The sequence below is a fragment of the Fictibacillus sp. b24 genome, from assembly GCF_030348825.1.
In the GTDB taxonomy this organism is placed as follows: Bacteria; Bacillota; Bacilli; order Bacillales; family Fictibacillaceae; genus Fictibacillus.
Genome location: NZ_JAUCES010000005.1, coordinates 3,686,944 through 3,711,926, shown reverse-complemented (window position 1 = coordinate 3,711,926; position 24,983 = coordinate 3,686,944). Strand labels below are relative to the sequence as shown.

Here is a 24,983-nt window from a genome sequence, read left to right as displayed (position 1 = left end):
ATAAAATAAGAATATATGTTCGGGCGGTGAAGTGAAAATGAGTATGCATCAAATGATTGAAAAGCTATTAACAGGACTGAATCCTGAGCAAAAAGCAGCGGTAAAACATACAGACGGGCCATTGTTGCTGATGGCTGGTGCGGGAAGCGGCAAGACGAGAGTGTTAACTCATCGTATCGCTTATTTAATGATGGAAAAAGAAGTGGCACCGTGGAACATCTTGGCGATCACATTTACGAATAAAGCAGCAAGAGAGATGAAGGAAAGGGTCGCTAAGATCACTGGACCAGTAGCAGAAGAAATCTGGATTTCTACGTTCCACTCTATGTGTGTTCGTATTTTACGCCGCGACATCGATCGAATCGGAATTAATCGTAACTTTACGATTTTAGATGCGACAGATCAATTGTCTGTTGTAAAAGCGGTATTGAAAGATTTGAATTATGATCCGAAAAAGTACGAGCCTCGCGGAATCTTAAGTGCCATTTCATCCTTAAAAAATGAACTGAAAACGTCAGCGGATTTTGCAAAGGTGGCGAACGGCCATTTTGAAGGTGTTGTGAGTGAAGTTTATGAAGGCTATGAAAAGCGTCTAAGAAAAAATCAAGCCTTGGATTTTGACGACCTAATCATGACGACGATCCACCTTTTTGCGAAGGTTCCTGAAGTGCTCGAGTTTTACCAGCGCAAGTTTCAATATATTCACGTGGATGAGTATCAAGATACGAACCGCGCGCAATATATGCTCGTTAAGATGCTTGCAGACCGATTCCGCAACCTTTGTGTTGTAGGTGACTCCGATCAGTCGATCTACGGCTGGCGCGGTGCGGATATCGCGAACATTCTATCCTTTGAAAAAGACTACAATGATGCTGAAGTCATTTTATTAGAGCAAAACTATCGTTCTACGAAAAAGATTCTTCAAGCTGCAAACAAAGTAATCGAAAACAACATGAATCGTAAGCCGAAGAATCTTTGGACAGACAATACGGATGGCGCTAGCATCACGTATTACCAAGGTGACGATGAGCAAGGCGAGAGCTACTATGTAACAGGCAAGATTCGTGAAGCTGTAACTTCTGGCAAACGTTCTTATAATGACATCGCGATCCTGTATCGAACGAATGCCCAGTCCCGTGTTATCGAGGAAGTTTTGATCAAGTCGAACATTCCTTACAACATCGTCGGCGGCACAAAGTTCTATGACAGAAAAGAGATCAAAGACATCCTTGCATACCTGCGTCTTATTTCGAATCCTGACGATGACATTTCACTTCAGCGTATCGTGAATGTACCAAAACGCGGAATCGGTGCTTCATCCATGGATAAAGTGGTGCAATATGCAGCGAACAATGACCTATCCATGTATCAAGCTCTCCAAGAAGTTGAGCAGATCGGTCTAAGTGCCCGTGCAACGAACTCTTTAAGAGAGTTTTCTGAGTTTGTAACGAACTGGACGCGCCAGCAGGAATATCTTTCTGTGACAGAACTCACGGAAGAAGTGTTAACGAAGACAGGTTATCGCGACGCACTTAAAGCGGAGAAAACGATTGAAGCACAAAGCCGTTTAGAGAATATCGATGAATTTATTTCCGTAACGCAAGACTTTGAAAAGAAGCAGGAAGACAAATCGCTGATCGCTTTCTTAACAGACTTAGCACTTGTTGCGGATATCGATAAGCTTGATGAAGATGCAGCAGATGATAAGCCGAAGGAATCGGTTGTGCTTATGACGCTTCACTCTGCAAAAGGTTTGGAGTTCCCGGTTGTTTTCTTAATGGGGCTTGAAGAAGGCGTGTTCCCGCATAGCCGTGCTCTTTTTGAAGAAAACGAGATGGAAGAAGAGCGCCGTCTGGCATACGTTGGAATCACGCGTGCAGAAGAAGAGCTTTTCTTAACAAATGCTAGAATGCGTACTCTTTATGGCCGCACAACGACGAATCCGGAATCGCGTTTTATCGCTGAGATCCCTGCTGATCTGATTGAAACGGAAGTAAAAGAAAAACCTTCTGTTCCTTGGGGCGGTGGTGCTCGTTCAGGTGGAGGAGCAACGCCAACATTCATGGCACCGAAAAAGAAAATGGTTACACCTGTCTATCAATCTTCTGGCGGGGAAAAACTGGAGTGGAGAGTAGGCGACAAAGTCAAACACCGTAAATGGGAAACAGGAACGGTTGTGAGCATGCGTGGTGAAGGTGATTCACTGGAACTTGATATCGCATTTCCTCAACCAGTTGGTGTAAAAAGACTGCTTGCTAAATTTGCCCCGATCGAAAAAGCGTAACGAAAGAAGGAGTGGAACGGGTTGAACGAAGAACATGCGAAAAAACGCATCCTGGAACTCCGGGACATGCTAGAAAAATATAATTACGAATATCACGTACTCGATAAACCTTCTGTACCTGATGCTGAATATGATCAGCTGATGAAAGAGCTGATTGAACTTGAAAACAATCATCCAGAACTCCATGACGAGCATTCGCCTACATCACGTGTAGGCGGTGCTGTTTTGGACTTTTTTGAAAAAGTCGAGCACACTGTACCGATGCTGAGTCTCGGCAATGCCTTTAATGATCAAGATCTGCGTGATTTTGACCGTCGTGTACGAGATGGTGTTGGTTCTAATGTTTCGTATGTGGCTGAATTGAAGATTGATGGATTGGCCGTGTCCCTTACTTATGAAGATGGCCGTTTCATTCGAGGCGCTACGCGCGGTGACGGCACAATCGGTGAGGACATTACGAATAATTTAAAAACGATTCGCTCTATCCCGTTTAAGCTGAAAGAACCTGTTATGCTCGAAGTGCGCGGTGAAGCGTTCATGCCGAAAAAATCTTTTCAAAAGCTGAATGCCCACAGAGAAGAAGAAGGACAAGAGCTTTTTGCGAACCCAAGAAATGCAGCAGCGGGTTCATTGCGTCAGCTTGATCCGAAAATTGCTGCAAGCCGTAACCTTGATCTTTTCCTTTATGGTGTTGGAAAGCTTGATGGCCATACGGTCGATTCGCATGACGAAAGCTTAACGTACTTAAGTCACTTAGGTTTTAAAACAAATCCTGAGTGGAAAAAGTGCGGGAATATAGAAGAAGTCATTGAGTATGTGAACAGCTGGCAAGAGAAACGCCCAGATCTTCCATATGAGATCGATGGAATTGTGATTAAGGTAAATTCATTGTATCAGCAAGAAGAGCTAGGGTTTACAGCGAAGAACCCGCGCTGGGCGATCGCATATAAGTTTCCTGCTGAAGAAGTGGTAACAAAGCTTGAAGGAATCGAGTTGAATGTCGGCCGAACAGGTGTAGTGACACCGACGGCATTGCTGCAGCCCGTTTTAGTAGCGGGTACGACTGTAAAGCGTGCTTCCTTACATAATGAAGACTTGATTCGGGAAAAAGATATCAAGATTGGTGATTATGTAGTTGTGAAAAAAGCAGGTGACATCATTCCGGAAGTCGTAAATGTGATTACTGAACGCCGCACGGGTGATGAAACCGATTTTAATATGCCGACAGAGTGTCCAGAATGCGAAAGCAAACTTGAGCGATTAGACGGTGAAGTAGCATTGCGATGCTTAAATCCGCAGTGTCCCGCACAGATCCGTGAAGGGTTTATCCACTTCGTTTCCCGCAATGCGATGAACATTGACGGACTTGGCGAAAAGGTAGTCGCACAGCTTTTCAAGGAAAAATTAATTGAGAACTTTGCAGATTTATTCAAGCTAGAGCGCGAGAAACTGTTAGAATTAGAACGTATGGGTGTGAAGTCAGCAGACAATCTGCTTGCTGCGATTGAAAAATCAAAGGAAAACTCTTTAGAGCGTCTTCTTTTCGGTCTAGGAATCCGTCATGTCGGGGCAAAAGCCGCAAAGACGGTCGCGCAGCGTTTTGAAACGATGGATGGCTTGATGAGTTCTTCTAAAGAAGAACTTTTAGCTGTAGAAGAGATCGGTGAAAAGATGGCTGACTCGATTCAGCTTTACTTTTCAAAGCCTGAAGTAAAAGAACTGATGGAAGAATTGAAAAATCTCGGCATGAACATGGAGTATAAAGGGCCGAAGCTTGTAAAGGTTGAGGATCTAGATACGCCGTTTGCTGGAAAAACCGTTGTGTTAACGGGTAAGCTTTCAATCTTAACGCGTAATGATGCGAAGGAACAACTTGAGCGTTTAGGAGCGAAGGTGACCGGAAGCGTAAGTAAGAATACAGATATGCTGATCGCGGGTGAAGATGCAGGCTCTAAGCTTGATAAAGCGAAGACGCTTGGCATTGAAATATGGAATGAGCAAAAATTGGTGGACGAGCTTAACAAATAAGATTGGCGAGAGCTAACCAACAATATTAGAGGAGTGTCCGTAATGATGAAACGGGTTGGACTCCTTTTCTTAAGCACTGTACTTGTTTTGACCGGCTGTTTGGGGAATGATGAGCTGGAAAAAGAAGAAAAGGTCGTGCAAGAAAAGGGGAAAAAGGAAGAAAAAGCGATTATTACAGGGGAGATTAACACTGGTGAAAAGTACTATCGAAGCATTTTTCCGTTCGAACCAGGTGGAGCCCGTGGTGTAATCCGTTTTGGTGTTGATAACCGTCTAGATATTAACGAGTTTGAAATGGGCTTAATGCGTATCGCACAAGACACGTTCAACACGGACAAATATTTTTTCCAAGAAGGACAGTTTCTCAATGAGCCAACGGTAACAAACTGGCTAAGAAGAGCTGATGAAGAACCAGGAAAAAGCAAGAGTGAGTTTGACCAAACTGGTCTGAACCCTAAATTAGGTGCAAAAGTAGCCCAAAGTGATAGTGGATATGTTGATAAGATACTTGAAGCAAACAAGAACAACCCTAAGTACCTTTCCTATGTACTTGAGCATAACTACCTTGTTCAAAGCGGTGACGGCAAAGTAAAACTTGGCGGTGTTGTAATCGGATTGTCTTTTAACTCAACGTATTATTACAATGTGAACAAAGATAGCCTAATCTATCCAGGTGAAGTTAAGCTTGACCGTGCCAGGGTAAAACAAGAGGCTCAGAAAATTGCCGGACAAGTGGCGAGCCGTTTGCGTACGGATCCAAAACTAAAGGATGTACCGATCGTTTTTGCTCTTTATCAAGAAGAAGAGCGCGACTCTGTAACTCCAGGAAACTTTTTTGCGTCAGGTGTTGTAAAAAAAGGAAGCAATTCGATCAGCTCTTGGGAAGACGTGGATGAAGACTACCTATTGTTCCCATCAGATACAGCATCTAAAAAGAAACGCAGCGACTACGAGAAGTTCACGACTTTTAAATCAAAGGTTCAAGAATATTTCCCGAACTTTATCGGTGTAATCGGAAAAGGGTTTTATAAGGACGGAAACTTAGAGCGTATCACGATTGAAATACCCGTTCAGTTCCGCGGTAAAGCAGAAATCATCTCCTTTACTCAGTTTGTTGCGACTTCCGCGCTGGGAGAACTGCCGAATGTGCCAGTAGAAGTGTATATTGGCTCAGCCGTTGATCAGCCAGAAGCGCTTATCGTAAAAGACGAAACAACGCAAGAAGAACCGTTTGTGCATATTTACCGTAAATAGAGATTTTCAAAACCCGCTGACTTTAAGGTTAGCGGGTTTCTTTGATGTTTTATACAATTGTTGTTTGTTAGTGGAGGGGAGGGGTATTGAGAGAGGTGTAGTTAGTCGAATTATGTCATCTCGCGGATATATGAGCAAAACTCGCGGAAATAAAGCTGAAACTCGCGGGATTAAACCAAAAATTTCAGGAATTATGACTCGAATTTCTTGAATTAATGCCTTGAATACCCTGAGTGGTATGTACACTAGCCGCACTTTTCCTAAATAAATCGAGTATTCTGGAGCGGAAATTAACCATTTTCAATGTTGTAAAATTAACCTTGGAAAAATATGCTTCTTAAATAACAAAATTCATAATTATTCGGACATTCATCCCAAATTTCACCTCAAACCATACAAAAACATACTAATCATTCATCATAAAGAAAAAAGATGCATAAAGGGGCTTCATCCCTTGAAAATAAAGAATTCTGACTATTTTCTGTTTGTTTGAACAAAACGTAATGTTCATGTAGAATGAACGTGGGAAACCCAATAATGAAAACGCTTTAATAGGAGGGGAATTTATTATGACACGTGAATACCGTCATGAACCATTTATGGACTTTTCAGTTCCTGCAAACAAGGAAGCTTACGAAGCAGGCTTGAAACTTATTAACTCAAAGCTTGGTACAGAGTTTCCGCTTGTTATCGGCAGTGAAAAAATCACGACAGACGAGAAGATTGTTTCTATAAATCCAGCTAACAAAGAAGAAGTGATTGGATCTGTTTCTAAAGCGACTCAAGATCATGCTGAGCAAGCGATGCAAGCTGCATTAACAGCTTTCGAATCTTGGAAAAAGTGGGATCCTGAGCACCGCGCGAACATCTTGTTCCGTGCAGCAGCGATCATCCGCCGCCGTAAATATGAATTCTCCGCTATGCTTACAAAAGAAGCAGGTAAGCCATGGAAAGAAGCAGATGCTGACACAGCTGAAGCTATCGACTTTTTAGAATACTATGCACGCCAAGCGATCAAACTTAAAGCTGGACAACCAGTAGTAAGCCGCGAAGGCGAAATCAATAAATTTAACTATATTCCACTTGGAGTAGGTATCGTTATCTCTCCATTTAACTTCCCGTTTGCGATCATGGCAGGTACTGCAGCAGCTGCGTTCGTTTCTGGTAACACGGTATTGTTGAAGCCAGCGAACTCAACTCCAGTTATTGCAGCGATGTTCGTTCAAGTGATGGAAGAAGCAGGACTTCCTGCAGGCGTACTTAACTTTGTTCCTGGAAGTGGAGCAGAAATCGGTGACTACCTAGTAGACCACCCGAAAACACGTTTCGTATCCTTCACAGGTTCTCGTGAAGTTGGCTGCCGCATCTATGAGCGCGCAGCAAAAGTACACCCTGGCCAAATTTGGTTAAAGCGTGTAATTGCTGAAATGGGCGGAAAAGATACTGTTGTTGTTGACCGTGACGCTGATCTTGAATTAGCAGCTAGCTCAATCGTTTACTCTGCATTCGGATTCTCTGGACAAAAATGTTCTGCTGGATCTCGTGCTGTTATCCACCAAGACGTGTATGATGAAGTTTTAGAAAAAGCTGTAGCTCTTACTAAGACTTTAACAATGGGCAACCCTGAAGAAGTTGGAACTTATATGGGGCCTGTAATCGACCAAGCTTCTTTCAACAAAATCATGAAGTACATTGAAATTGGTAAAGAAGAAGGCCGTCTGATGACTGGTGGAGAAGGCGACGACTCTAAAGGTTACTTCATCCAGCCAACAATCTTTGCTGATGTAGATGAAAAAGCTCGCTTGATGCAAGAAGAAATCTTTGGACCAGTTGTAGCTGTATGTAAAGCTCGTGACTTCGATCACATGATGGAAATCGCAAACAACACAGATTACGGTCTTACAGGTGCACTTCTTTCTAACAACCGTGAGCACATCGAGCGCGCGCGCGAAGAGTTCCATGTAGGTAACTTCTACATCAACCGGGGATGTACAGGTGCAATCGTTGGATACCAGCCGTTCGGCGGATTCAACATGTCTGGAACTGACTCAAAAGCAGGCGGACCAGACTACCTAACACTTCACATGCAAGCAAAAACAACTTCTGAAACACTATAATTTCGAAATTGTAACCCTTTCTCGCCTGAGAAAGGGTTTTTTTTCTGTGGGGAATTTCCTTTATAAGTCTTCAAAAAAATTCATAAGTCTTTACACAATCTGCAAACAAAAATGGATTATACATGCCGCTTCAGGAGAAGTTAATCGTATAACGATATGGAAGCAGGTGTGAAAATGTCAAAAGATAAAGAGCAAAAGAAGAGTCTTCCTGAAGTCGATCTAGATGAAACGATGCCGCACCAGATCAGTTCTCCAGACTTCAAGGAAACAGGTATGAAGATGCAAGCGCCATTTGTAAACGAACATGGCGTAGTAATCGGAGATAGCTTTTACGATTCGTCCAATTCTCCTCTCAACAACTGGAGTACGGACACGGATCCTGAAGTTATGGCAGGAGAAGAGTGGGTGCATCCTACGAACGATATCGGTTGGAACACAAATATGAACCGCGATCTCATCGAAAAGAAGTCACCGCCAAAAGAAGGCATGCTCCGGCATCCGACAAAAGATTCGAGCTACGGAAAAGACTAAAAACATTCGGTAAAGCAACCGGGTGTTTTTCTTTTGGTGTTCAACACTATGTAGTAAGATGAACATAACAAATAAGGAGGTTACAAACATGGCATATTTCGCAGCAATTTTACATATGGAAAAACCGGAACTCAACCAAGAATTCCGTCAGGCGCACCTTGATTACCTAGCAGAACTTGTGGCACAGGATAAGGTTCATTTAAAAGGACCATTCTTGGATGGAGCAGGCGGTATGGTGGTTTACAAAGCAGAGTCACTAGACGAAGCTCAAAACTTAGCGCAAGAAGATCCTTACGTAAAAGAAGGAGTGCGCCGCTTAGAACTTCATGAGTGGGGAATTTAAGTTTATTTTAGAAGATTTGAATACAAATATGGAAGAATCTACGTTAGAGTAGATTCTTTTTTCTATTCGAGGGAATTTCGGTGCTGTTTTTACTGCGCGAGCGCTGTCCTCAGGTGGTGACGGTGCAATCTCAGGTGGTCACGCTCGTCTTAGCGGTGTTTAAAGCCCTTTTACAGGTGGTAACAACCGATTTAGCGGCGAACGCGTAATAAAATATAAAAACACGTACCGTAAAACGAGCGCAATCCTGAAACCAGCTACAAATCCAACAAAAACCCTCGAAAATAACTCAATTCCGTGAATCTTCCCTCCTCAAGTTGCTTACAGGGCAAGCTTTTTGTTATCATCAGAATAATACTTTTCGTATAAGAAGTCTTGGAGGTGGCATGCTTGTCTCGAATTTCGAAAGAACAAGTGAAACACGTGGCGCATTTAGCCAGGTTAGCCGTTACGGAAGAAGAAGCCGAACTGCTTACTGAACAATTAGATAAAATTATCGGGTTTGCGGAAGAATTGAACGAACTTGACACAGATAACGTGGAGCCGACTACACACGTATTGGAACTGAAGAATGTCCTTCGTGAAGATGAAGTGAGAAATTCTGTATCAGTAGATGAGGCGATGAAAAATGCGCCAGCACAAAAGGACGGCCAGTTTAAAGTTCCGAACATTTTGGAGTAGGAGGAAAGACCACGTATGTCGATTTTAGATAAAAAGATCTCAGAACTGCATCAGTTATTACATACAAAAGAATTGAGTGTAACTGACATTGTGGATGCGACGTTTGACCGTATTCATCAAGTAGATGATAAGGTAAAAGCATTTTTAACATTAAATGAAGAATACAGCCGCATTAAGGCTAAACAATTAGATGAGAAACTTGTTTCCGGTGCTGACAGAGGACTGTTATTTGGTATGCCGATCGGAATCAAGGATAACATCGTAACAAAAGGGATTCGTACAACATGTGCGTCTCGAATTCTAGAAAACTTTGAACCGATCTATGATGCGACCGTTGTTGAACGCTTAAATCAAGCAGACACGATCACGATCGGAAAATTGAACATGGATGAGTTTGCGATGGGGTCATCGAACGAAAACTCAGGATTCCACCCTACACACAATCCGTGGGACCTATCATGTGTGCCAGGCGGTTCTTCAGGTGCGTCTGCGGCGTCCGTTTCAGCAGGAGAAGTTCTTTTCTCGCTAGGCTCTGATACGGGCGGATCGATCCGTCAGCCAGCCGCATTCTGTGGTGTTGTTGGATTAAAGCCAACGTACGGCTTGGTTTCACGATATGGTTTAGTCGCGTTTGCATCTTCACTAGACCAAATCGGACCTGTAACACGTAACGTTGAAGACAATGCATACTTGCTGCAAGCGATCGCAGGAAACGACCCGATGGATTCTACTTCTGCAAAAGTAAATATCCCTGATTATCTTGCCTCTTTCACAGGTGATGTAAGAGGGCTTAAGATTGCTGTGCCAAAAGAATATCTTGGTGAAGGTGTAGAACCGGGCGTTAAAGAACGCATTATGGAAGCGTTGAAGGTGCTTGAGAGACTTGGAGCAACTTGGGAAGAAGTATCTCTGCCGCATTCTCGTTATGCTCTTGCAACGTACTACTTGCTGTCATCATCTGAGGCATCTGCTAACCTTTCACGCTTTGATGGTGTTCGTTACGGACTGCGTTCAGATAACAGTGACAACTTGATCGAAATGTACAAGCAGTCCAGAAGTGAAGGGTTTGGTGAGGAAGTAAAACGCCGCATCATGCTTGGAACGTTCGCGTTAAGCTCTGGCTACTATGATGCTTATTATAAAAAGGCTCAAAAAGTACGTACGCTGATTAAAGAAGACTTTACGAACATTTTCGAAAAATACGATGTGATCATCGGGCCGACAACGCCATCTGCATCGTTTAAATGCGGTTCTATGACGAAAGATCCGTTAACGATGTACATGAACGATATCTTAACGATTCCGGTTAACTTAGCTGGTGTGCCTGCGATTTCTGTACCTTGTGGATTCTCAGATGGACTGCCGATCGGACTTCAAATTATCGGTAAGCATTTTGACGAGAGCACGATTTACCGCGTAGCACATGCGTTTGAGCAGGCAACAGATCATCATACAGAAAAGCCGAAGCTGTAGGGGGTGCAGAAGATGAGTGAATTTGAAACGATAATTGGATTAGAAGTACACGTAGAATTAAAAACAAACTCTAAGATTTTCTGCGGCTGTTCTACAAACTTTGGTGCTCCGCCGAACACGAATGTTTGTCCAATCTGCTTAGGACACCCTGGCGTGCTGCCTGTTGTGAACCATCAAGCCGTAGATTTTGCGATGCGTGCAGCACTTGCGCTAAACTGCGAAATCAATAGAGAAACAAAATTTGACCGCAAGAACTACTTTTATCCAGACAATCCGAAAGCGTATCAAGTGTCACAGTTTGATAAACCGATCGGTGAGCACGGCTGGATTGAGATTGAAGTTGGCGGAAATAAAAAGAAGATCGGTATTACACGCATCCATATGGAAGAGGATGCTGGAAAGCTGACGCATACAGCAGACGGCTCCCTTGTTGACTTGAACCGTCAAGGAACGCCACTTGTTGAGATCGTATCGGAGCCCGATATTCGTACGCCTGAAGAAGCATATGCCTATTTAGAAAAGTTAAAAGCCATCATTCAATACACGGGTGTATCGGATTGTAAAATGGAAGAAGGTTCGCTGCGCTGTGACGCGAACATCTCTATCCGTCCAGTTGGTCAAGAAAAGTTCGGAACAAAGGCAGAGCTTAAGAACTTAAACTCGTTTGCTTTCGTTCAAAAAGGACTGGAACACGAAGAGAAGCGCCAGCGTGAAGTGGTTTCAGCAGGAGGAGAAATCCTTCAAGAGACGCGCCGCTATGATGAAGCGTCAAAAACGACAATTCTTATGCGTGTAAAAGAAGGATCTGACGACTATCGCTATTTCCCTGAGCCTGATCTTGTGTCCATTTTTATTGATGAAGAATGGATGGATCGTGTGAAGTCTGACATTCCAGAACTTCCAGATGCGCGCCAAAAGCGTTATGTAGGTGACTTCGGACTTCCAGAGTACGATGCGAAGGTTCTTACGATGACAAAAGAGATGGCAGATTTCTTTGAAGCGACACTCACGGCTGGTGCAGATGCGAAGCAGGCATCTAACTGGATCATGGGTGAAGTGAGTGCTTATTTAAATAACGAAGGCAGAGAGCTCGATCAAACAGCTCTAACAGCTGAAGGTCTTGCTGGCATGATCAAGCTGATTGCAAACGGGACGATCTCGAATAAAATTGCTAAGACTGTTTTCAAAGAGTTGATTGAAAACGGTGGCGATGCAGAGAAAATTGTTAAAGAAAAAGGTCTTGTGCAGATCTCAGATGAAGGCGCAATCCGCGAAATCGTCGTGAAGATCCTCGATGCGAACGAACAGTCTGTTGCCGACTACAAAGACGGCAAAGAAAAAGCGGTTGGATTCCTTGTTGGACAAGTGATGAAAGAAACAAAAGGGAAAGCAAACCCTCCGCTTGTAAACAAGCTGATTGTGGAAGAACTGAAAAAGAGATAAAACAACAAAAATCCTCCTTTAAAGGGAGGATTTTTTTCTTTAATACAAAAAGAGCATAAGTACACTTGTAACTATACCAACCCAAATGCAAAGGATAAAGCAGTATCCCATGATGTCTTTTATCTTCAAACCAAGTACTCCTAAAAGAGGGAGAGCCCAGAACGGTTGAATTAAATTTGTCCATGCATCTCCCCAACCCACAGCCATAGCTACCGTAGCTGGATCTACCCCAAGTTCTAAACCAGCTGGGATCTGGAGAGGACCTTGAAGTGCCCATTGACCACCACCAGAAGGAGCGAGCAAGTTCACTAATCCAGCTGACCAATATGTGAAAATATCAAAGGTTTCTTTAGATGCTATTGATGACATCCATTCAATAATACCTGCTCCTAAACCAGAACTACCAAGCACCGCAATTATCCCTGCATAAAAAGGGAACTGCAGTATTATTGGTGAAATCGATTGGGTTGCTTCTGTAAACCCCTGAGCAAAATTGTTTAGTGAACCATGTAAAAGTAAACCAAGGGATAAAAAGAAAATATTAATTATATTTAAGTCCAGACTCCGGCCATTAAAAAACTCGTATGCGCAATAGAAAATTCCAATTGTACCAAGGGTAATACCTAAAAAAGGTGTCCATTCAAGTTTTTCAGCAAGTGTTAAGTTTTGTTTAGAGGGTTTATCAATTGTTTCATTGGTAAAGTGACTTGGATTAAAACTTACAATGTTTTTCTTGGGAGCCATAAGTACGATTATAATAGGTAATGTAATTAGGAGTGATAAAAAAATAATGATGGTGGACGTACTGAATATTGTTTCAGAGGTAGGAATAACACCCATAACATCAGCAAGGAAGTGATCTTCTGTAGCTATGGTTAACCCGATTGAACTTGAAAGACCAGCGCTATATAAAGCAGTAGGAGCATAGGCGGCAGCTACTAGAAGAGGGAAATGAGCTTTAGAATTCTTCTTTGCAACTTCTTTAGCCATAATTGCACCTACAACAACAGCTAAACCCCAGTTTATGTAATAAGCTAGTGCACTGATAAGGAACGTTAGAATATATGCTTTTTGTGGGGAATTAGCTAATTTAGCGATGGATTGTAAAGTCCTATTCATGAAAGGAACACTTGCCAGAGTCATACCGGTAACCATTAATAATACCATCTGCATGGTAAAGGCTAAATAAGTCCAGAATCCATCTCCCCATGATTTAACAATCTCTTGGGGTTTAGTAGGATTAATGAAAAATGCTATAAGAAATACGAACAATGTAAGTAATACTGCAATAACAAATGCGTCAGGTACATACTTTTGAGACCAAGTAGATAAATAGTCAGCACTTTTAGTAAGGAATGTTTCATCTTTCCGAAACTTTTCTTTTTTAAAATTGAGTTCCGTGTTATTCATAATAGACAGCCTCCTTTCAAATTTATATATATAATTCTTCCTTTTACAAAATTATCCTTTTAAATTAAAAAAATCGCAGCGCTTTCGCTACGATTTAAATGTGATATGAACTGCGGACGAAAGTTTATGCTATAACTCCAGATAATTCCGAAGTACATAAGAGATTTGCTTACATTTGGGGTGGTCTTTGAGGTTTGACAGCAGCCCTTTTACTATAGCTGGACTTAGGCTTGGCTCTTGAACGTGCTGTTTCAGCAGAATTAAGGATTCACTCTCAGTAGACTCTTCAACTTCTTCTATTTTTTGTTCAATAATTTCGATGAGTTGCTCCTTCGTACCTTCTTCTTTCGGCATTTCGTTAAATGATTGGTAAAGCTCTTCAGAAATAAAAGTTGTCTCAGAATGCCTCGCAAGCAAACAGGTCTTTTCTGCAAGTGACCCGCTTAATAAATTCAGGTCCAATGGTACGTTAAAGAATAAAAATAGATGTGAATAGGTATGCAAGAAGCCTTTTACACAATAAATGAGATCATATTTTGTATGTCTGACTTCCTCGCCGTATAAACGCTCCAACATCCCTAAAATAATTTTATCGATTAGTTTGTCATAGTGATGCATTTTAGTAATGAGTTCTTCGTTAACGGTTTGCGATTGTTCTTTTATAAAAATTTTGGCAAAATCAGAATGCCTTTGAAAGGAATGAAACGCAGCTTTGTAAAATTCGTTTAATAGATTTTTGTCGTTATTATGATTTTTGACTACATGGTCAATACCTGAGATGAATTCCAGCATAAAGTGATCTATCAGTGCAATGATCAATTCGTCCTTTGACTTGAAAGATAAGTAAAAAGCACCTTTGGAAATACCGGCATGTTCGGTTATCTGCTGTACAGAAGTTGCTTCGAAACCTTGTTTTGCAAAGAGTTCAAGGGCACTTTCCATAATTAATTGTTTTTTACTCATTTCATCGCTCCTAATATATTTCATTGACAAATGACCGACCAGTCATTAGTATAAGTAATTGAGTTTGATAAGTCAATTAGGGGTTGGTGGACTAATGAAAGGTTTAGTTAATTTCGTCCTGATGAATAAATTAGCCGTATGGCTGCTTACCATCATTATAACAGTTTCGGGTATCTACTCAGGCACACGAATGAATATGGAAACAATTCCGGATGTTTCGATTCCTTATTTAATGGTGATGGACGTCTATCCTGGGGCAACTCCAGAGAAAGTAATGGAAGACGTTTCCATGCCAATAGAGAAAGCGGTTGAAGGTCTTGAAGATGTAAAAGCCGTTTATTCGAATTCATATTCAAACATGTCAAATATTCAAGTGGAATATGAATACGGGATAGATATGGATGAGGCAAAACGCGAATTGCAATCTGCGCTTGATGCGGTCGAATTGCCGGAGACAGCACAAGAGCCGACCGTTACAGCGATCAGCATGAATATGATGCCAGTAGCTGCGCTCAGTGTAAGCAGTACGAAAGAAGATATTGTTGAATTAACTTCAACAGTTGAAGAGATTGTTCTTCCAAAGATCGAGAAGATCGATGGAGTTGCATCAGCTAAAATTACAGGTCAACATATTGAAGAAGTAGACCTTACATATAAAAAAGATAAGATGTCTGAGTATGGTCTAACAGAAGATAAAGTGAAAGAAATGATTCAAGCAAGCAACATGGCGGTCTCTCTAGGACTGTATGAGTTTGAAAAAGGTGAAGAAGCGGTTGCGGTAGATGGTAAGTTCATGACTTCAGATGAATTGAAAAATATGATGATTCCAGTCACACCATCTGCAACAAATCCAACTCCATTTGTAAAACTTAGTGAAATTGCAGATATCAAAACAGTCGGAAAAGTAGAGTCAGTTTCCCGAACAAACGGAGATGACGCTATCGCGATTCAGATTGTTAAAGAACAACAAGCCAACACGGTTGATGTTGTAGACAGTGTCAAAAAGTTAATTAAAGAAGAAAAATCAAAAATAGATGGTCTTGTGATTGATGTATCTCTTGACCAAGGTAAACCGATAGAAGAATCCGTAACAACCATGATTGAAAAAGCAGTATTCGGAGGATTAATCGCGGTATTAATTATCTTACTGTTCTTGCGTGATTTTAAATCAACGATTATTTCAATTATTTCTATTCCAGTTTCGATTTTCATGGCATTATTGATTCTTAATTGGATGGAGATTACGCTGAACATCATGACGCTTGGTGCGATAACAGTCGCAATCGGCCGTGTAATCGATGACTCCATCGTAGTAGTAGAAAATATTTACCGACGTCTTCATTTGAAAGATGAGAGGTTAACAGGACGTGCGCTGATTCGTGAAGCAACTGTTGAAATGTTTAAGCCGATCCTGTCATCAACACTCGTAACCGTTGCTGTATTCGCTCCGCTTATTTTTGTTGGAGGTATGGTTGGCGAGCTGTTCGCACCATTCGCGTTAACCATGACGTTTGCGCTAGGTGCTTCCCTGATTGTGGCCATTACGATCGTACCTGCATTATCCCACTTCTTATTCAAAAAGAAGTTATATAGTGAAAAGACAGAAGGCAACCATAAAGAAGCTGGTAAGCTATCAAATTGGTACAAAGGAATTCTTAACAAATCACTTAACCATAAAATTATTACTTCACTTTTAGCCGTAATTTTATTAGCGGGAAGCTTAGCATTAACACCAATTATCGGCTTCAGCTTCATGGGCAGTGAAGAAGATAAAGTTATGTATTTAACATACACACCTGAAGCTGGTGAGCTTAAGGATGAAACACTAGCAAACGTTGAAGAATTAGAAGAAGAAATGCTTAAGCGTGATTATATCGATATTGTTCAAATCTCTGTTACGGAAAACGCTGATCCGATGATGGCTATGGCGGGCGGCGGAGCAGGCGGTGCATTAATGTACCTCATCTTTGACCCGGAAATGGATAACTTTCCAGAAGTTCGTGAAGAGATAGAAAACTATGTAGCAGACATCGGGCAATCAGGAGAATGGAAGAGTCAGAACTTCGCTGCATCGACAGGTCCTGAGAATGAAGTCAGCTATACGTTTTACAGTGAAGATTTGAATAAGCTTAATAAAGCGGTAAAGATGGCAGAAGATGCCATGAAAAAGAACAATCAATTGGAGGATGTTACTTCAAGCGCGAAGGATGCGTTTGTTGAGCACACTTTTAACGTCGACCAAAATGAAATTCTAAAATATGGACTGACAACAGGTCAGATTGTAATGATGCTGAATCCTGTAAAAACGGATGATGTATTGACGACGATTGAAAAGGACGGTGATACGCTAGATGTTATCGTTCAGCAGGAGCAAACAAAACAGCCTAAATCGGTGGATGATATTTTGGCAAGGCAAGTACCGACAGCGCTTGGTACAACAATGCCGTTATCTGAGCTTGTAACAGTTGAAAAAGGAACAACGCTTAATACACTTGCCCGAAGCAAAGGGGAATACTACGCAACGGTTTCAGGTAAAGCAATAGGCGATGATATATCCAAAGCCTCTTCGGAAGTCCAAAAAGACATCGATAAACTGGATATGCCTAAAGGGGTTACAGTTGGAGTAGCCGGTGTGCAGGCAGATATGACGGAAACATTTACACAGCTTGGAGCAGCAATGCTTGCGGCAATTGCGATCGTATACTTCATTCTTGTCGTAACATTCCGTGAAGGCGTTGCACCATTTGCAATCCTGTTCTCACTGCCATTTGCTGTGATTGGTTCATTTGTCGGTCTATTGATTGCAGGTGAAACCATCTCCGTATCTGTTATGATGGGACTGTTAATGTTAATCGGTATTGTAGTGACAAATGCTATCGTTCTTGTAGACCGCATCATTCATATGGAACGCGAAGGAATGAGTATGCGTGAAGCGATTCTCGAGGCGGGAGCAACGCGTCTTCGTCCAATCTTAATGACAGCCATCGCAACAATCGGAGCGTTGATTCCGTTAGCAGTCGGTTCAGGCGGTGGCGGGCTAATTTCAAAAGGCCTTGGTATCACCGTAATCGGAGGATTAGCAAGTTCTACGTTATTGACGCTAATCATCGTACCAATCGTGTATGAAGTTTTATCCAAAATATTTAAAAAGAACCGTAAAGAAGTAGAAGAAAATTAATGAATAAGCCCTGCAAGTTGACAGTCAACTTGCAGGGCTTGTTGTTTTTATGTGTTCCAAAATTCTAACTCGAACAAAGGAAAAGCCAACTTTAATAAATTTTAATCGAATCTTTTTGTACTCTAACTACTTCCGCAACCGCCTCCGCAACTGCTTCCACAGCTGCTGTCACTGCCGCTGCTGTCATGACTGCCGCTATCATCACGGTGATTGCCGCAACCACTTCCGCACGCTGTCGTGTTGCCAGAGTAATAGCTGGATGCTGGACTTAATTTTCCCATGTACATCTCGTATTGTTCTGAATGGTGATAAGAATAATAAAGCATCGCCCCAGCTAGTATAGGTGCACTATCAATGGAATGAGGGGACACTTTCAATCCTTTGTAGGGATCGTGTGCTTTAGAGATGCGTTTAATATCGCCTTTGATCTTCGTCAAGAGCGAATGAACCGTATCCTGATCTGCGTTTTCTCTAAAATACCTTTTTCCTAGCTCCTCAACAGATAATGTGTGCAGTTCCTGTAAAAGGCCTTGGTGGAGAGGATGTTGGAAGAAAGTACCCCATGCGATATGAGTGAAATCGGTAAACGTAAAAAGTTTAGCGTACAGAAGGTCAAACCATGCTCTTCCGTGCGGATCTGGTTCCACTGCATCATTAGGAGCATGATGAATGTGCTCTCCGCAAAGATCAGACGAAAACTTTTCGTATTCTTTCGTATACATCAGCATCTCGTGCCAGATCTCATCGACCTTTTTACTGAACATCGGTACATTATTTAAAAGCGAGCACATGATAAAAAACCGTTGAAGTTCGTAAAAGGTGGCTTCAAAATAAGCTTCTGTAGCCTTTGAACTTTCAGCTAAATATCTTCGCTTAATTTTTTCTTTAAACTCATGAGGAAGAGCTCGCTCCATTTTTCGAACTGTTTTTTGCAGTGACAGGTCATCTCGAATTCCTAGTTGAGGCGGCAGCACCGTCATTTCTGCAACCTTTTGATAGTTCGGTTTTGTTGTGTATTTCAGCACAAGCGGAGCAATTACGGCAATCGCTATAAATAAAAGTATCAGTTCAAACATCGTTGGCGCCTCCTTTAACTTCTCCTATCAAACAGCTATATTCTTAATCTCTCTTTTCATGATAATATAAGATGTAAAAATTGTAAAAAAGTGGGTGTTTTTTAATGACTATCATTTTGTTAGCAGGAATTGTGTTCACCATTATTCTTTTAACAAAACAAAGAGAGTTTGCTTCAGCAGGTATTGTAACGAACATTAGCGATAAGTTACAGAGAAGCAGCTTAAGTAAAAATTATTTGTTTGCCGGTGCAGCCTTGTTTGCAGCAAATGCCGCTTTGTTTGCCATTGCATTTGTAATCCTTTTTTTCATACCATACGGTTCAACTTTTGGTTTACTGTTGTGCATACCATTAAGCTTAATTACATGGCTTGTTTTTTCTGAAATTTGGAGTGGGTCTTTGAAAGACAAAATTAAGATGGCTGGAATAGGAAACTCTTTTTTTCTTTTCTTTATTGGCTGGATTATGTGGTATTACACAACGCTTGAACCTGCCTATCCAGGAGATGACCTATTTATGGCATGGATAGGTGCAGTAATTGCGGTAATTGGAAGTTTGGGTGCTATGTCGGTGAGTACGTTTGTGCTGTTAAAGAACAGCTCTTGAAAGTAGTAGATTTCCGCAAGTACAAAAAAGGCCAGCCCGCGCCAGCCATCCACTTTTAAATAAAACTCACCTGTTTTTCAGTATTCTCAATCTCAAAATCTTTAATGTTGATCATATTTGCTGATACATAATGATCGTTCCCGACGTGTACCAGCTGAGGCGGATATAGCGGCTTCTCAGGCAATATGATCGGCTCACGATATGGGTTTCGCCGCTCTGGATCGGCTACAGGGATAGAAGCGAGCAGTGATTTTGTATAGGGATGTATCGGGTTGCGATACAACTCCTCTTTTGGAGCTAATTCGATTAAATGGCCCAGATACATAACGGCAACACGATCACTCATATAATGAACCACACTTAAGTCGTGCGAGATGAACAAGCAAGTTAGATTCATCTCTGTCTGCAGATCTTTTAATAGATTGAGAACTTGAGCTTGAACGGAGACATCTAGAGCGGACACAGGCTCATCTGCAATTATAAACTTTGGCTCTAGCATCAGGGCTCGTGCAATGCCCACCCTTTGACGCTGACCTCCTGAAAATTCGTGAATTCTTTTTTTATACGAAGATTTTGGAAGGCCTACTTTTTCAAGCATGCTGAGTGCTTTATCGGTTCGTTCTTTTTTGGACCCCATCTTTTGAATGAATAAAGGCTCCTCAAGAATTTCTCCCACCGTCATTCGGGGGCTTAACGATTCATATGGATTTTGAAAAATCATCTGAATTTCTTTACGGTAAGGTCGAAGCTTTCCTTCATTCAGCCTAGTGATCTCTTTGTCTTCAAACCATATTTGTCCATGCTCTGGTTTATATAGACGCATTATTGTACGGCCAAGCGTTGTCTTGCCAGAACCAGATTCACCTACAACCCCAAGCGTTTCTCCTCTATGAATGTTTAGTGAAACACCATCCAATGCCTTATGAACACCAGAGTTGTCTATAAAATATTTTGATAGATTCTGCACTCTTAACAATAGGTTATCCAATGGCAACTACCTTCCTTTCTGAATCGTAGAAACGGACATAATGCAGCGGCTCTACTTCAACTAGGGAGGAGGGAGTGTTAAAAGAACTGCTTTCGTAAGTATACGTTTCAGGCGCAAACCTTCGGCCGTTATAGCCTGTATCTTCAAACGTATAATCCTGGATGCTCTTTAAGCGCTCCTGGCCATTTTCGGGATTAGGAATACTACCGATTAGTGCCTTTGTGTAGGGATGTACAGGATTTTTAAATATTGTATACACATCTGCTGACTCCACTATATGACCGCCTAACATTACATAAACCCAGTCAGCGTACTCTGCCACCACGCCGAAATCATGGGTAATCAAGAGAACAGAGGCATCAAGGTTCGTTTTGTAACGATCGATTAGGTCAAGAACTTGCCTTTGAATCGTAACATCGAGTGAGGTAGTAGGCTCATCAGCAATAATGAGTTTCGGTTTACACGAGATTGCCATCGCGATAAGAATACGCTGTTTCATACCGCCTGAAAGCTGCTCGGGGTATTGGTTATAAACATGGGCAGGATTTTGAAAACCTACCTGTTCTAGCAAGTGAAGAGCTTCTGCCTTAAGGTCAGCTTTTGGCAGCAGCTTGTGGTATTTGAGTCCTTCTGTAATCTGTACGCCGACCTTCATGCCAGGATTAAGGGAGGCGATGGCATCCTGAAAAATCATAGAGATCTCATTTCCTCTGATTTTCCGCATCTGTTTTTCTGATTGCTTCAGAAGGTCTTTACCGTTAAAAATGATGGATCCATTTTCAACGCTGCCGTTAACAGGCAAAAGGTTTAATACCGAAAGAGAGGTGATACTCTTTCCAGATCCAGACTCTCCAATTAGTGCAACGGTCTGCCCTTTTTCTATTTGAAGACTAACGCCATTTACCGCTATAATCTTTTCTTTTTTCTTTTTGAAAGAAACTTGCAGGTTCTCAATTTGTAAGATATGTTGATCCATTTCTTGCACCTCCTTATAACTTGTTTGTTTCCTCAACACCGTTTTGAATGCCTTGAATGATTAAATTAAGAGCTAAAATCGTAACCGCAAAGCATGAAAGAGGGATTAAGATCACCCACGGTGCAGCTTGCAATTTCATAAATGACATTCCGATAATGCCAGACCATTCACCAGCTAAAGGAATATCTACAAGCTGCACGTTTAAGGGATCTCCCAACGCCAATGTTTCAGCTCCTCCAATAAAAATAGCCAATACACCTAAATGAGCCAACAGAATTAACACTTGAATCATTTGCTGAGCAAACAATAGAACCAATCGTGTAGAAAGCTCAGGGAGTAAGTGTTTGTAATACACGTAAGGTTTCTTAGCTCCGATAGCAAACGTGTTATTTATATAATCTTTATTGAGAATGTCCTGAATTTCTCGTGAAAAAGTTGAAATCAGTGTAGGTACACCGATACAGATTAAAACAAGGCACTGCATCACAAGCAATTCTGTAAAACTTTTACGCTCCATTGCATGCTTCATCAATAATGAACTCATAAATATGTAAGCTAGAATTGTTGTTGGAATGGTAAGTGTTGCTGATACAAGATCGTTAAGAAAGGCATAATTAGCTTTTGGATTAATTAACGTAATGCCAACGGCTGCTACAATTCTAAAAAATGCGATAACAAACGCAATTAATATCGTGTACTTTGCACCATCTACAATTTGATAAAAAAGTTGTTTGCCATATAAATCTGTACCAAACGGTGGAGCTTCTGATGGTGAATAGGGAATGAAATCAATAATACTTCCATTTTCATCATATTTAAAATCCATTAGTTTCATAGCTTCTGATCTTTTGACATCCAATATGTCGGTCCAAAAAAAACTGAAAATCAGTAAACTCATTATAAATAAAAGTCCGATTAAAAATTGAGGCTGTTTTGCCAGTTTTATAATCATGCAGCGATCTCCTTTTTTTGTGTCTTATTTACCGATGCATTGTAATTATCCGCGAATTCAAACAGTACCGAAAAAGGGATAGCAATAAATAGTGCCGTTATTAAAAACGCTGCGCCCTTCGTATTCATTAATAGATACATAATTCCGTTTAAATTGTATACATACTCTACGATAAATAAGTTAGAGAGCATGAAAACAAAGATTGTCTTTGAATATTGCAAGAGGCTTCTTAAAATATTTCTAAAAATATGTTTTAATGTAATGTAAAAACGGCTGAGTCCCATAGCCCTTGCAACCGTTACATAAGGTCTGTACTGTTCTTCTTTCATTAATAGCAGCGTAATTTTAAACAACTGAATGGCTGGGACAATGGATAGAACAATAATAGGAAGCAAGTAAATGGGATTATTGTAGTCATTATAAAAATAGATGACAATTCCCGTCTTTTTGTATAGATATACGATAAAAACCTGCAATGCAGCTACGATAAATAAATCTGGCAAGGATTCTAATATGGTTAAAGAACCATAAACGATTCGCTGAAGAAATCTTGGAAGCATTGTTGTGATGAAGGTAAGGACTAGTGCTGCAAATAAACCTAGAAGAAGAGCGGCAAAGAAAATTTTCATAGAGTAGAAAAACTGATCATAAATTTCAGGAAACATGTCACGGGTAACGGTTAAACCCTTCATAGAATAGACATAGACCTCTTGATGCAGCTGGGTGTTAATACCGAAAATAAGTGCAGGAAGAATACTAATAATCAGAATGCCTAATACGGTTGACCTCAGCCGCCTCAAATAACTATGGACTGAAAAATACATATCACACCTCAGTTCGAAAAAAATATTTACTGTACTGCACTTTTTGTTAAGCTGCATTTTCACCCATATGTTTTTTTACAGATGCATTATAGGAATCTGCTATCTCAAACAGCACTGAAAAAGGAAGGGCAATAAATAGGGCAGTCACTAAAAAAACAACACCTTTTGTATACAGCAGTAAGGTCAAAATTCCGTTTAAATTGTATACGTATTCCACGATAAACAGATTGGAAAGCATGAAAACAATAATGGGTTTAGCATACTGGACGAGACTCGTCAGGATGTTTCTAAAAACATGCTTTAATAGGATGTATAACGTGCTTAACCCCATAGAGCGAGCAACTGTTACATAAATCTTGTGCTGCTCTTCACTCATTAATAATAAAGTGAGCTTAAATAACTGAATCGTAGGAACGATAGACAGCACGAGAACAGGAAGAAGATAAATTGGATCATTAAAACCATTGTAAAAATGAATTAAAATACCTGTCTGTTTGTAGATATAGACTATACATACTTGTAAAACAACGACGATAAACAAATCTGGAAAGGATTCTAACGTAGTTAAAACACCATAAATAATCCGCTGAATAAATCTTGGGAGCATCGTCGTAATGAAGGTTAAAATCAAGGCAATCAGCAAACCGATAAATAAGGCTAAAAAGAAGATCGTCATTGAGTAAAAGAACTTGTTAAAGATTTCAGGAAATACATCACGATTTACCGCCTGACCTTTATACGAATATGTGGTATAAATCCATACCTTTTCTTGCAGATGAAAGTTAACTCCAAACAAAATAGATGGAAGAGCACTGATGACAAGGATACCTAGAACAGTTGAGATAAATCGTTTGGAATAACTGCGGAAAGAAAAATTCATTCTACACCTCCTATTGATAAATAATTGCAACAATAAATTACCAAAAAATTCCTCGTTAGTTATTTGACGAATAACTTACCGCGATTAATTCAAAAAAAATACTGGATATTCTCCAGTATTTTAAAAGTTTATGAAACTAGTTTAATGATAGGCAGCAACACTAACTGTGTAACGATATGCACCATCATGTGTGCAATCATGGCGTACTCCAATCCCCTTTTCCAATAAAGGTAACCGAACAGCACAGCTAGAACACCGTTTAAAATAAATGCACGTGCAATAAGGAGTGAAGTAAGCTCTCCAAAAAATCCTTGTGTTGCCGGCAAGTGTCCAGCAGAGAAGAGAAGTGCAGCAAGTATGATTCCGGTCCAATAAAAAGATGATGGAATGGTATCTCTACTTTTCTTAAATAAGAAAGATAATAGCCAAACAATAAGTGTCATAAGGAAAAGACGCATTAGAATTTCTTCGACGATCCCTCCGTAAAGGACACCGGCAATTGTTGCTTTCCACCATACAGCGCTTTCTCCTGAGCCGAGTTTTGGAACATGAGGCTGAAAAACAAACAAGTCAGTTAACACCATAAATACAGCACCAATCGCTCCCCCAATAAGTGCAAGTTTTAAGGAGCCGTGATTCAGAACAGGTTTCTTTTTTTCAACAATCCAAGTCTGCAAGAGCGGAAGTGAAAGCCCTGTACGATTCGTCAGCTTTAAACCGATCCAGGCTAAGACAGTGGATAGAATGCCGATTTGTAGAGCAGCGAGCATGATACCTATTGGGGCCGGAATTCCAGTTGCTTCTATAATTTTTTCGTATTCTGCTTCACCTAAAGTATTTCTTAACATTTCCATTTGAAAAGGAACGACAAATGCCCCTGCAATCAATCCGAGTAAACCAAGAAAAAGAGCTAATCTAAAATACTTCACCTCAACAACCCCCAATCATCTTTTGCATTATTAAACTTATGTTAACCG

Annotated in this window: 20 protein-coding genes; 11 read left to right on the top strand and 9 right to left on the bottom strand. The window is 40.9% G+C overall.

Features of this window, described 5'->3' with window-relative positions; translation table 11 throughout:
* Positions 1-43 precede the first annotated feature (43 nt).
* The 9 genes from pcrA to gatB all read left to right on the top strand — a co-directional run bounded on the left by pcrA (position 44) and on the right by gatB (position 12,154).
* Complete coding sequence (gene pcrA, locus QUF49_RS19460; protein ID WP_289497714.1) at positions 44-2,284, top strand: DNA helicase PcrA; 2,241 nt, start codon at positions 44-46, stop codon at positions 2,282-2,284.
* 21 nt (positions 2,285-2,305) lie between these two features.
* Positions 2,306-4,312: an NAD-dependent DNA ligase LigA gene (gene ligA / locus QUF49_RS19455; RefSeq protein WP_289497345.1), complete on the top strand. Its 2,007-nt coding sequence runs from the start codon at positions 2,306-2,308 to the stop codon at positions 4,310-4,312.
* Positions 4,313-4,354: 42 nt separating this feature from the next.
* The gene (locus QUF49_RS19450) at positions 4,355-5,566 is read left to right on the top strand and encodes a CamS family sex pheromone protein (protein ID WP_289497343.1); all 1,212 of its coding nucleotides are present in this window, start codon (positions 4,355-4,357) and stop codon (positions 5,564-5,566) included.
* A gap of 569 nt (positions 5,567-6,135) precedes the next feature.
* Positions 6,136-7,683, top strand: a complete 1,548-nt coding sequence (gene pruA, locus QUF49_RS19445; protein WP_289497342.1) for an L-glutamate gamma-semialdehyde dehydrogenase — start codon at positions 6,136-6,138, stop codon at positions 7,681-7,683.
* A 174-nt stretch (positions 7,684-7,857) separates the two neighbouring features.
* A complete protein-coding gene (locus tag QUF49_RS19440) occupies positions 7,858-8,214 on the top strand; it encodes a DUF3905 domain-containing protein (RefSeq protein WP_289497340.1) in 357 nt (118 codons plus the stop codon).
* A gap of 88 nt (positions 8,215-8,302) precedes the next feature.
* Entirely contained in the window at positions 8,303-8,557 is a 255-nt protein-coding gene (locus tag QUF49_RS19435) for a YciI family protein (RefSeq protein ID WP_289497339.1), read from the top strand.
* A gap of 390 nt (positions 8,558-8,947) precedes the next feature.
* On the top strand, positions 8,948-9,238 hold the full coding sequence (gene gatC, locus QUF49_RS19430) for an Asp-tRNA(Asn)/Glu-tRNA(Gln) amidotransferase subunit GatC (protein ID WP_066242870.1): 291 nt from the start codon (positions 8,948-8,950) through the stop codon (positions 9,236-9,238).
* Between the two features lie 15 nt (positions 9,239-9,253).
* Positions 9,254-10,711: an Asp-tRNA(Asn)/Glu-tRNA(Gln) amidotransferase subunit GatA gene (gene gatA / locus QUF49_RS19425; RefSeq protein WP_289497338.1), complete on the top strand. Its 1,458-nt coding sequence runs from the start codon at positions 9,254-9,256 to the stop codon at positions 10,709-10,711.
* Between the two features lie 12 nt (positions 10,712-10,723).
* Positions 10,724-12,154: an Asp-tRNA(Asn)/Glu-tRNA(Gln) amidotransferase subunit GatB gene (gatB, locus tag QUF49_RS19420; RefSeq protein WP_289497336.1), complete on the top strand. Its 1,431-nt coding sequence runs from the start codon at positions 10,724-10,726 to the stop codon at positions 12,152-12,154.
* 39 nt (positions 12,155-12,193) lie between these two features.
* On the opposite strand, the gene QUF49_RS19415 is transcribed toward gatB, so the two are convergent.
* A complete protein-coding gene (locus QUF49_RS19415; RefSeq protein ID WP_289497335.1) occupies positions 12,194-13,564 on the bottom strand; it encodes a short-chain fatty acid transporter in 1,371 nt (456 codons plus the stop codon).
* A gap of 129 nt (positions 13,565-13,693) precedes the next feature.
* Positions 13,694-14,527 carry a TetR/AcrR family transcriptional regulator gene (locus QUF49_RS19410; RefSeq protein ID WP_289497334.1) on the bottom strand — a complete coding sequence of 278 codons (834 nt, stop codon included), beginning with the start codon at positions 14,525-14,527 and terminating at the stop codon, positions 13,694-13,696.
* A 94-nt stretch (positions 14,528-14,621) separates the two neighbouring features.
* Here QUF49_RS19410 and QUF49_RS19405 point away from each other — a divergent pair, with 94 nt between their 5' ends.
* Positions 14,622-17,705: an efflux RND transporter permease subunit gene (locus QUF49_RS19405; protein ID WP_289497333.1), complete on the top strand. Its 3,084-nt coding sequence runs from the start codon at positions 14,622-14,624 to the stop codon at positions 17,703-17,705.
* Between the two features lie 122 nt (positions 17,706-17,827).
* Here the strand turns inward: QUF49_RS19405 and QUF49_RS19400 are convergent, their stop codons facing one another.
* Positions 17,828-18,781 carry a hypothetical protein gene (locus tag QUF49_RS19400; protein WP_289497332.1) on the bottom strand — a complete coding sequence of 318 codons (954 nt, stop codon included), beginning with the start codon at positions 18,779-18,781 and terminating at the stop codon, positions 17,828-17,830.
* Between the two features lie 104 nt (positions 18,782-18,885).
* Between QUF49_RS19400 and QUF49_RS19395 the strand changes: the two genes are divergently transcribed.
* Complete coding sequence (locus QUF49_RS19395; protein WP_289497331.1) at positions 18,886-19,386, top strand: hypothetical protein; 501 nt, start codon at positions 18,886-18,888, stop codon at positions 19,384-19,386.
* A 55-nt stretch (positions 19,387-19,441) separates the two neighbouring features.
* Here the strand turns inward: QUF49_RS19395 and QUF49_RS19390 are convergent, their stop codons facing one another.
* The 6 genes from QUF49_RS19390 to QUF49_RS19365 form a co-directional block, all read right to left on the bottom strand.
* Positions 19,442-20,374 carry an ABC transporter ATP-binding protein gene (locus QUF49_RS19390; RefSeq protein WP_289497329.1) on the bottom strand — a complete coding sequence of 311 codons (933 nt, stop codon included), beginning with the start codon at positions 20,372-20,374 and terminating at the stop codon, positions 19,442-19,444.
* Complete coding sequence (locus QUF49_RS19385; RefSeq protein WP_289497327.1) at positions 20,367-21,350, bottom strand: ABC transporter ATP-binding protein; 984 nt, start codon at positions 21,348-21,350, stop codon at positions 20,367-20,369. The genes QUF49_RS19390 and QUF49_RS19385 overlap by 8 nt, the downstream gene beginning before the upstream one ends.
* A 13-nt stretch (positions 21,351-21,363) precedes the next feature.
* The gene (locus QUF49_RS19380; protein ID WP_289497326.1) at positions 21,364-22,302 is read right to left on the bottom strand and encodes a hypothetical protein; all 939 of its coding nucleotides are present in this window, start codon (positions 22,300-22,302) and stop codon (positions 21,364-21,366) included.
* Positions 22,299-23,126 carry an ABC transporter permease subunit gene (locus QUF49_RS19375; protein ID WP_289497325.1) on the bottom strand — a complete coding sequence of 276 codons (828 nt, stop codon included), beginning with the start codon at positions 23,124-23,126 and terminating at the stop codon, positions 22,299-22,301. The genes QUF49_RS19380 and QUF49_RS19375 overlap by 4 nt, the downstream gene beginning before the upstream one ends.
* Before the next feature lie 46 nt (positions 23,127-23,172).
* A complete protein-coding gene (locus QUF49_RS19370; RefSeq protein ID WP_289497324.1) occupies positions 23,173-24,006 on the bottom strand; it encodes an ABC transporter permease subunit in 834 nt (277 codons plus the stop codon).
* 128 nt (positions 24,007-24,134) lie between these two features.
* On the bottom strand, positions 24,135-24,935 hold the full coding sequence (locus QUF49_RS19365) for a CPBP family intramembrane glutamic endopeptidase (RefSeq protein ID WP_289497323.1): 801 nt from the start codon (positions 24,933-24,935) through the stop codon (positions 24,135-24,137).
* Positions 24,936-24,983 lie beyond the last annotated feature (48 nt).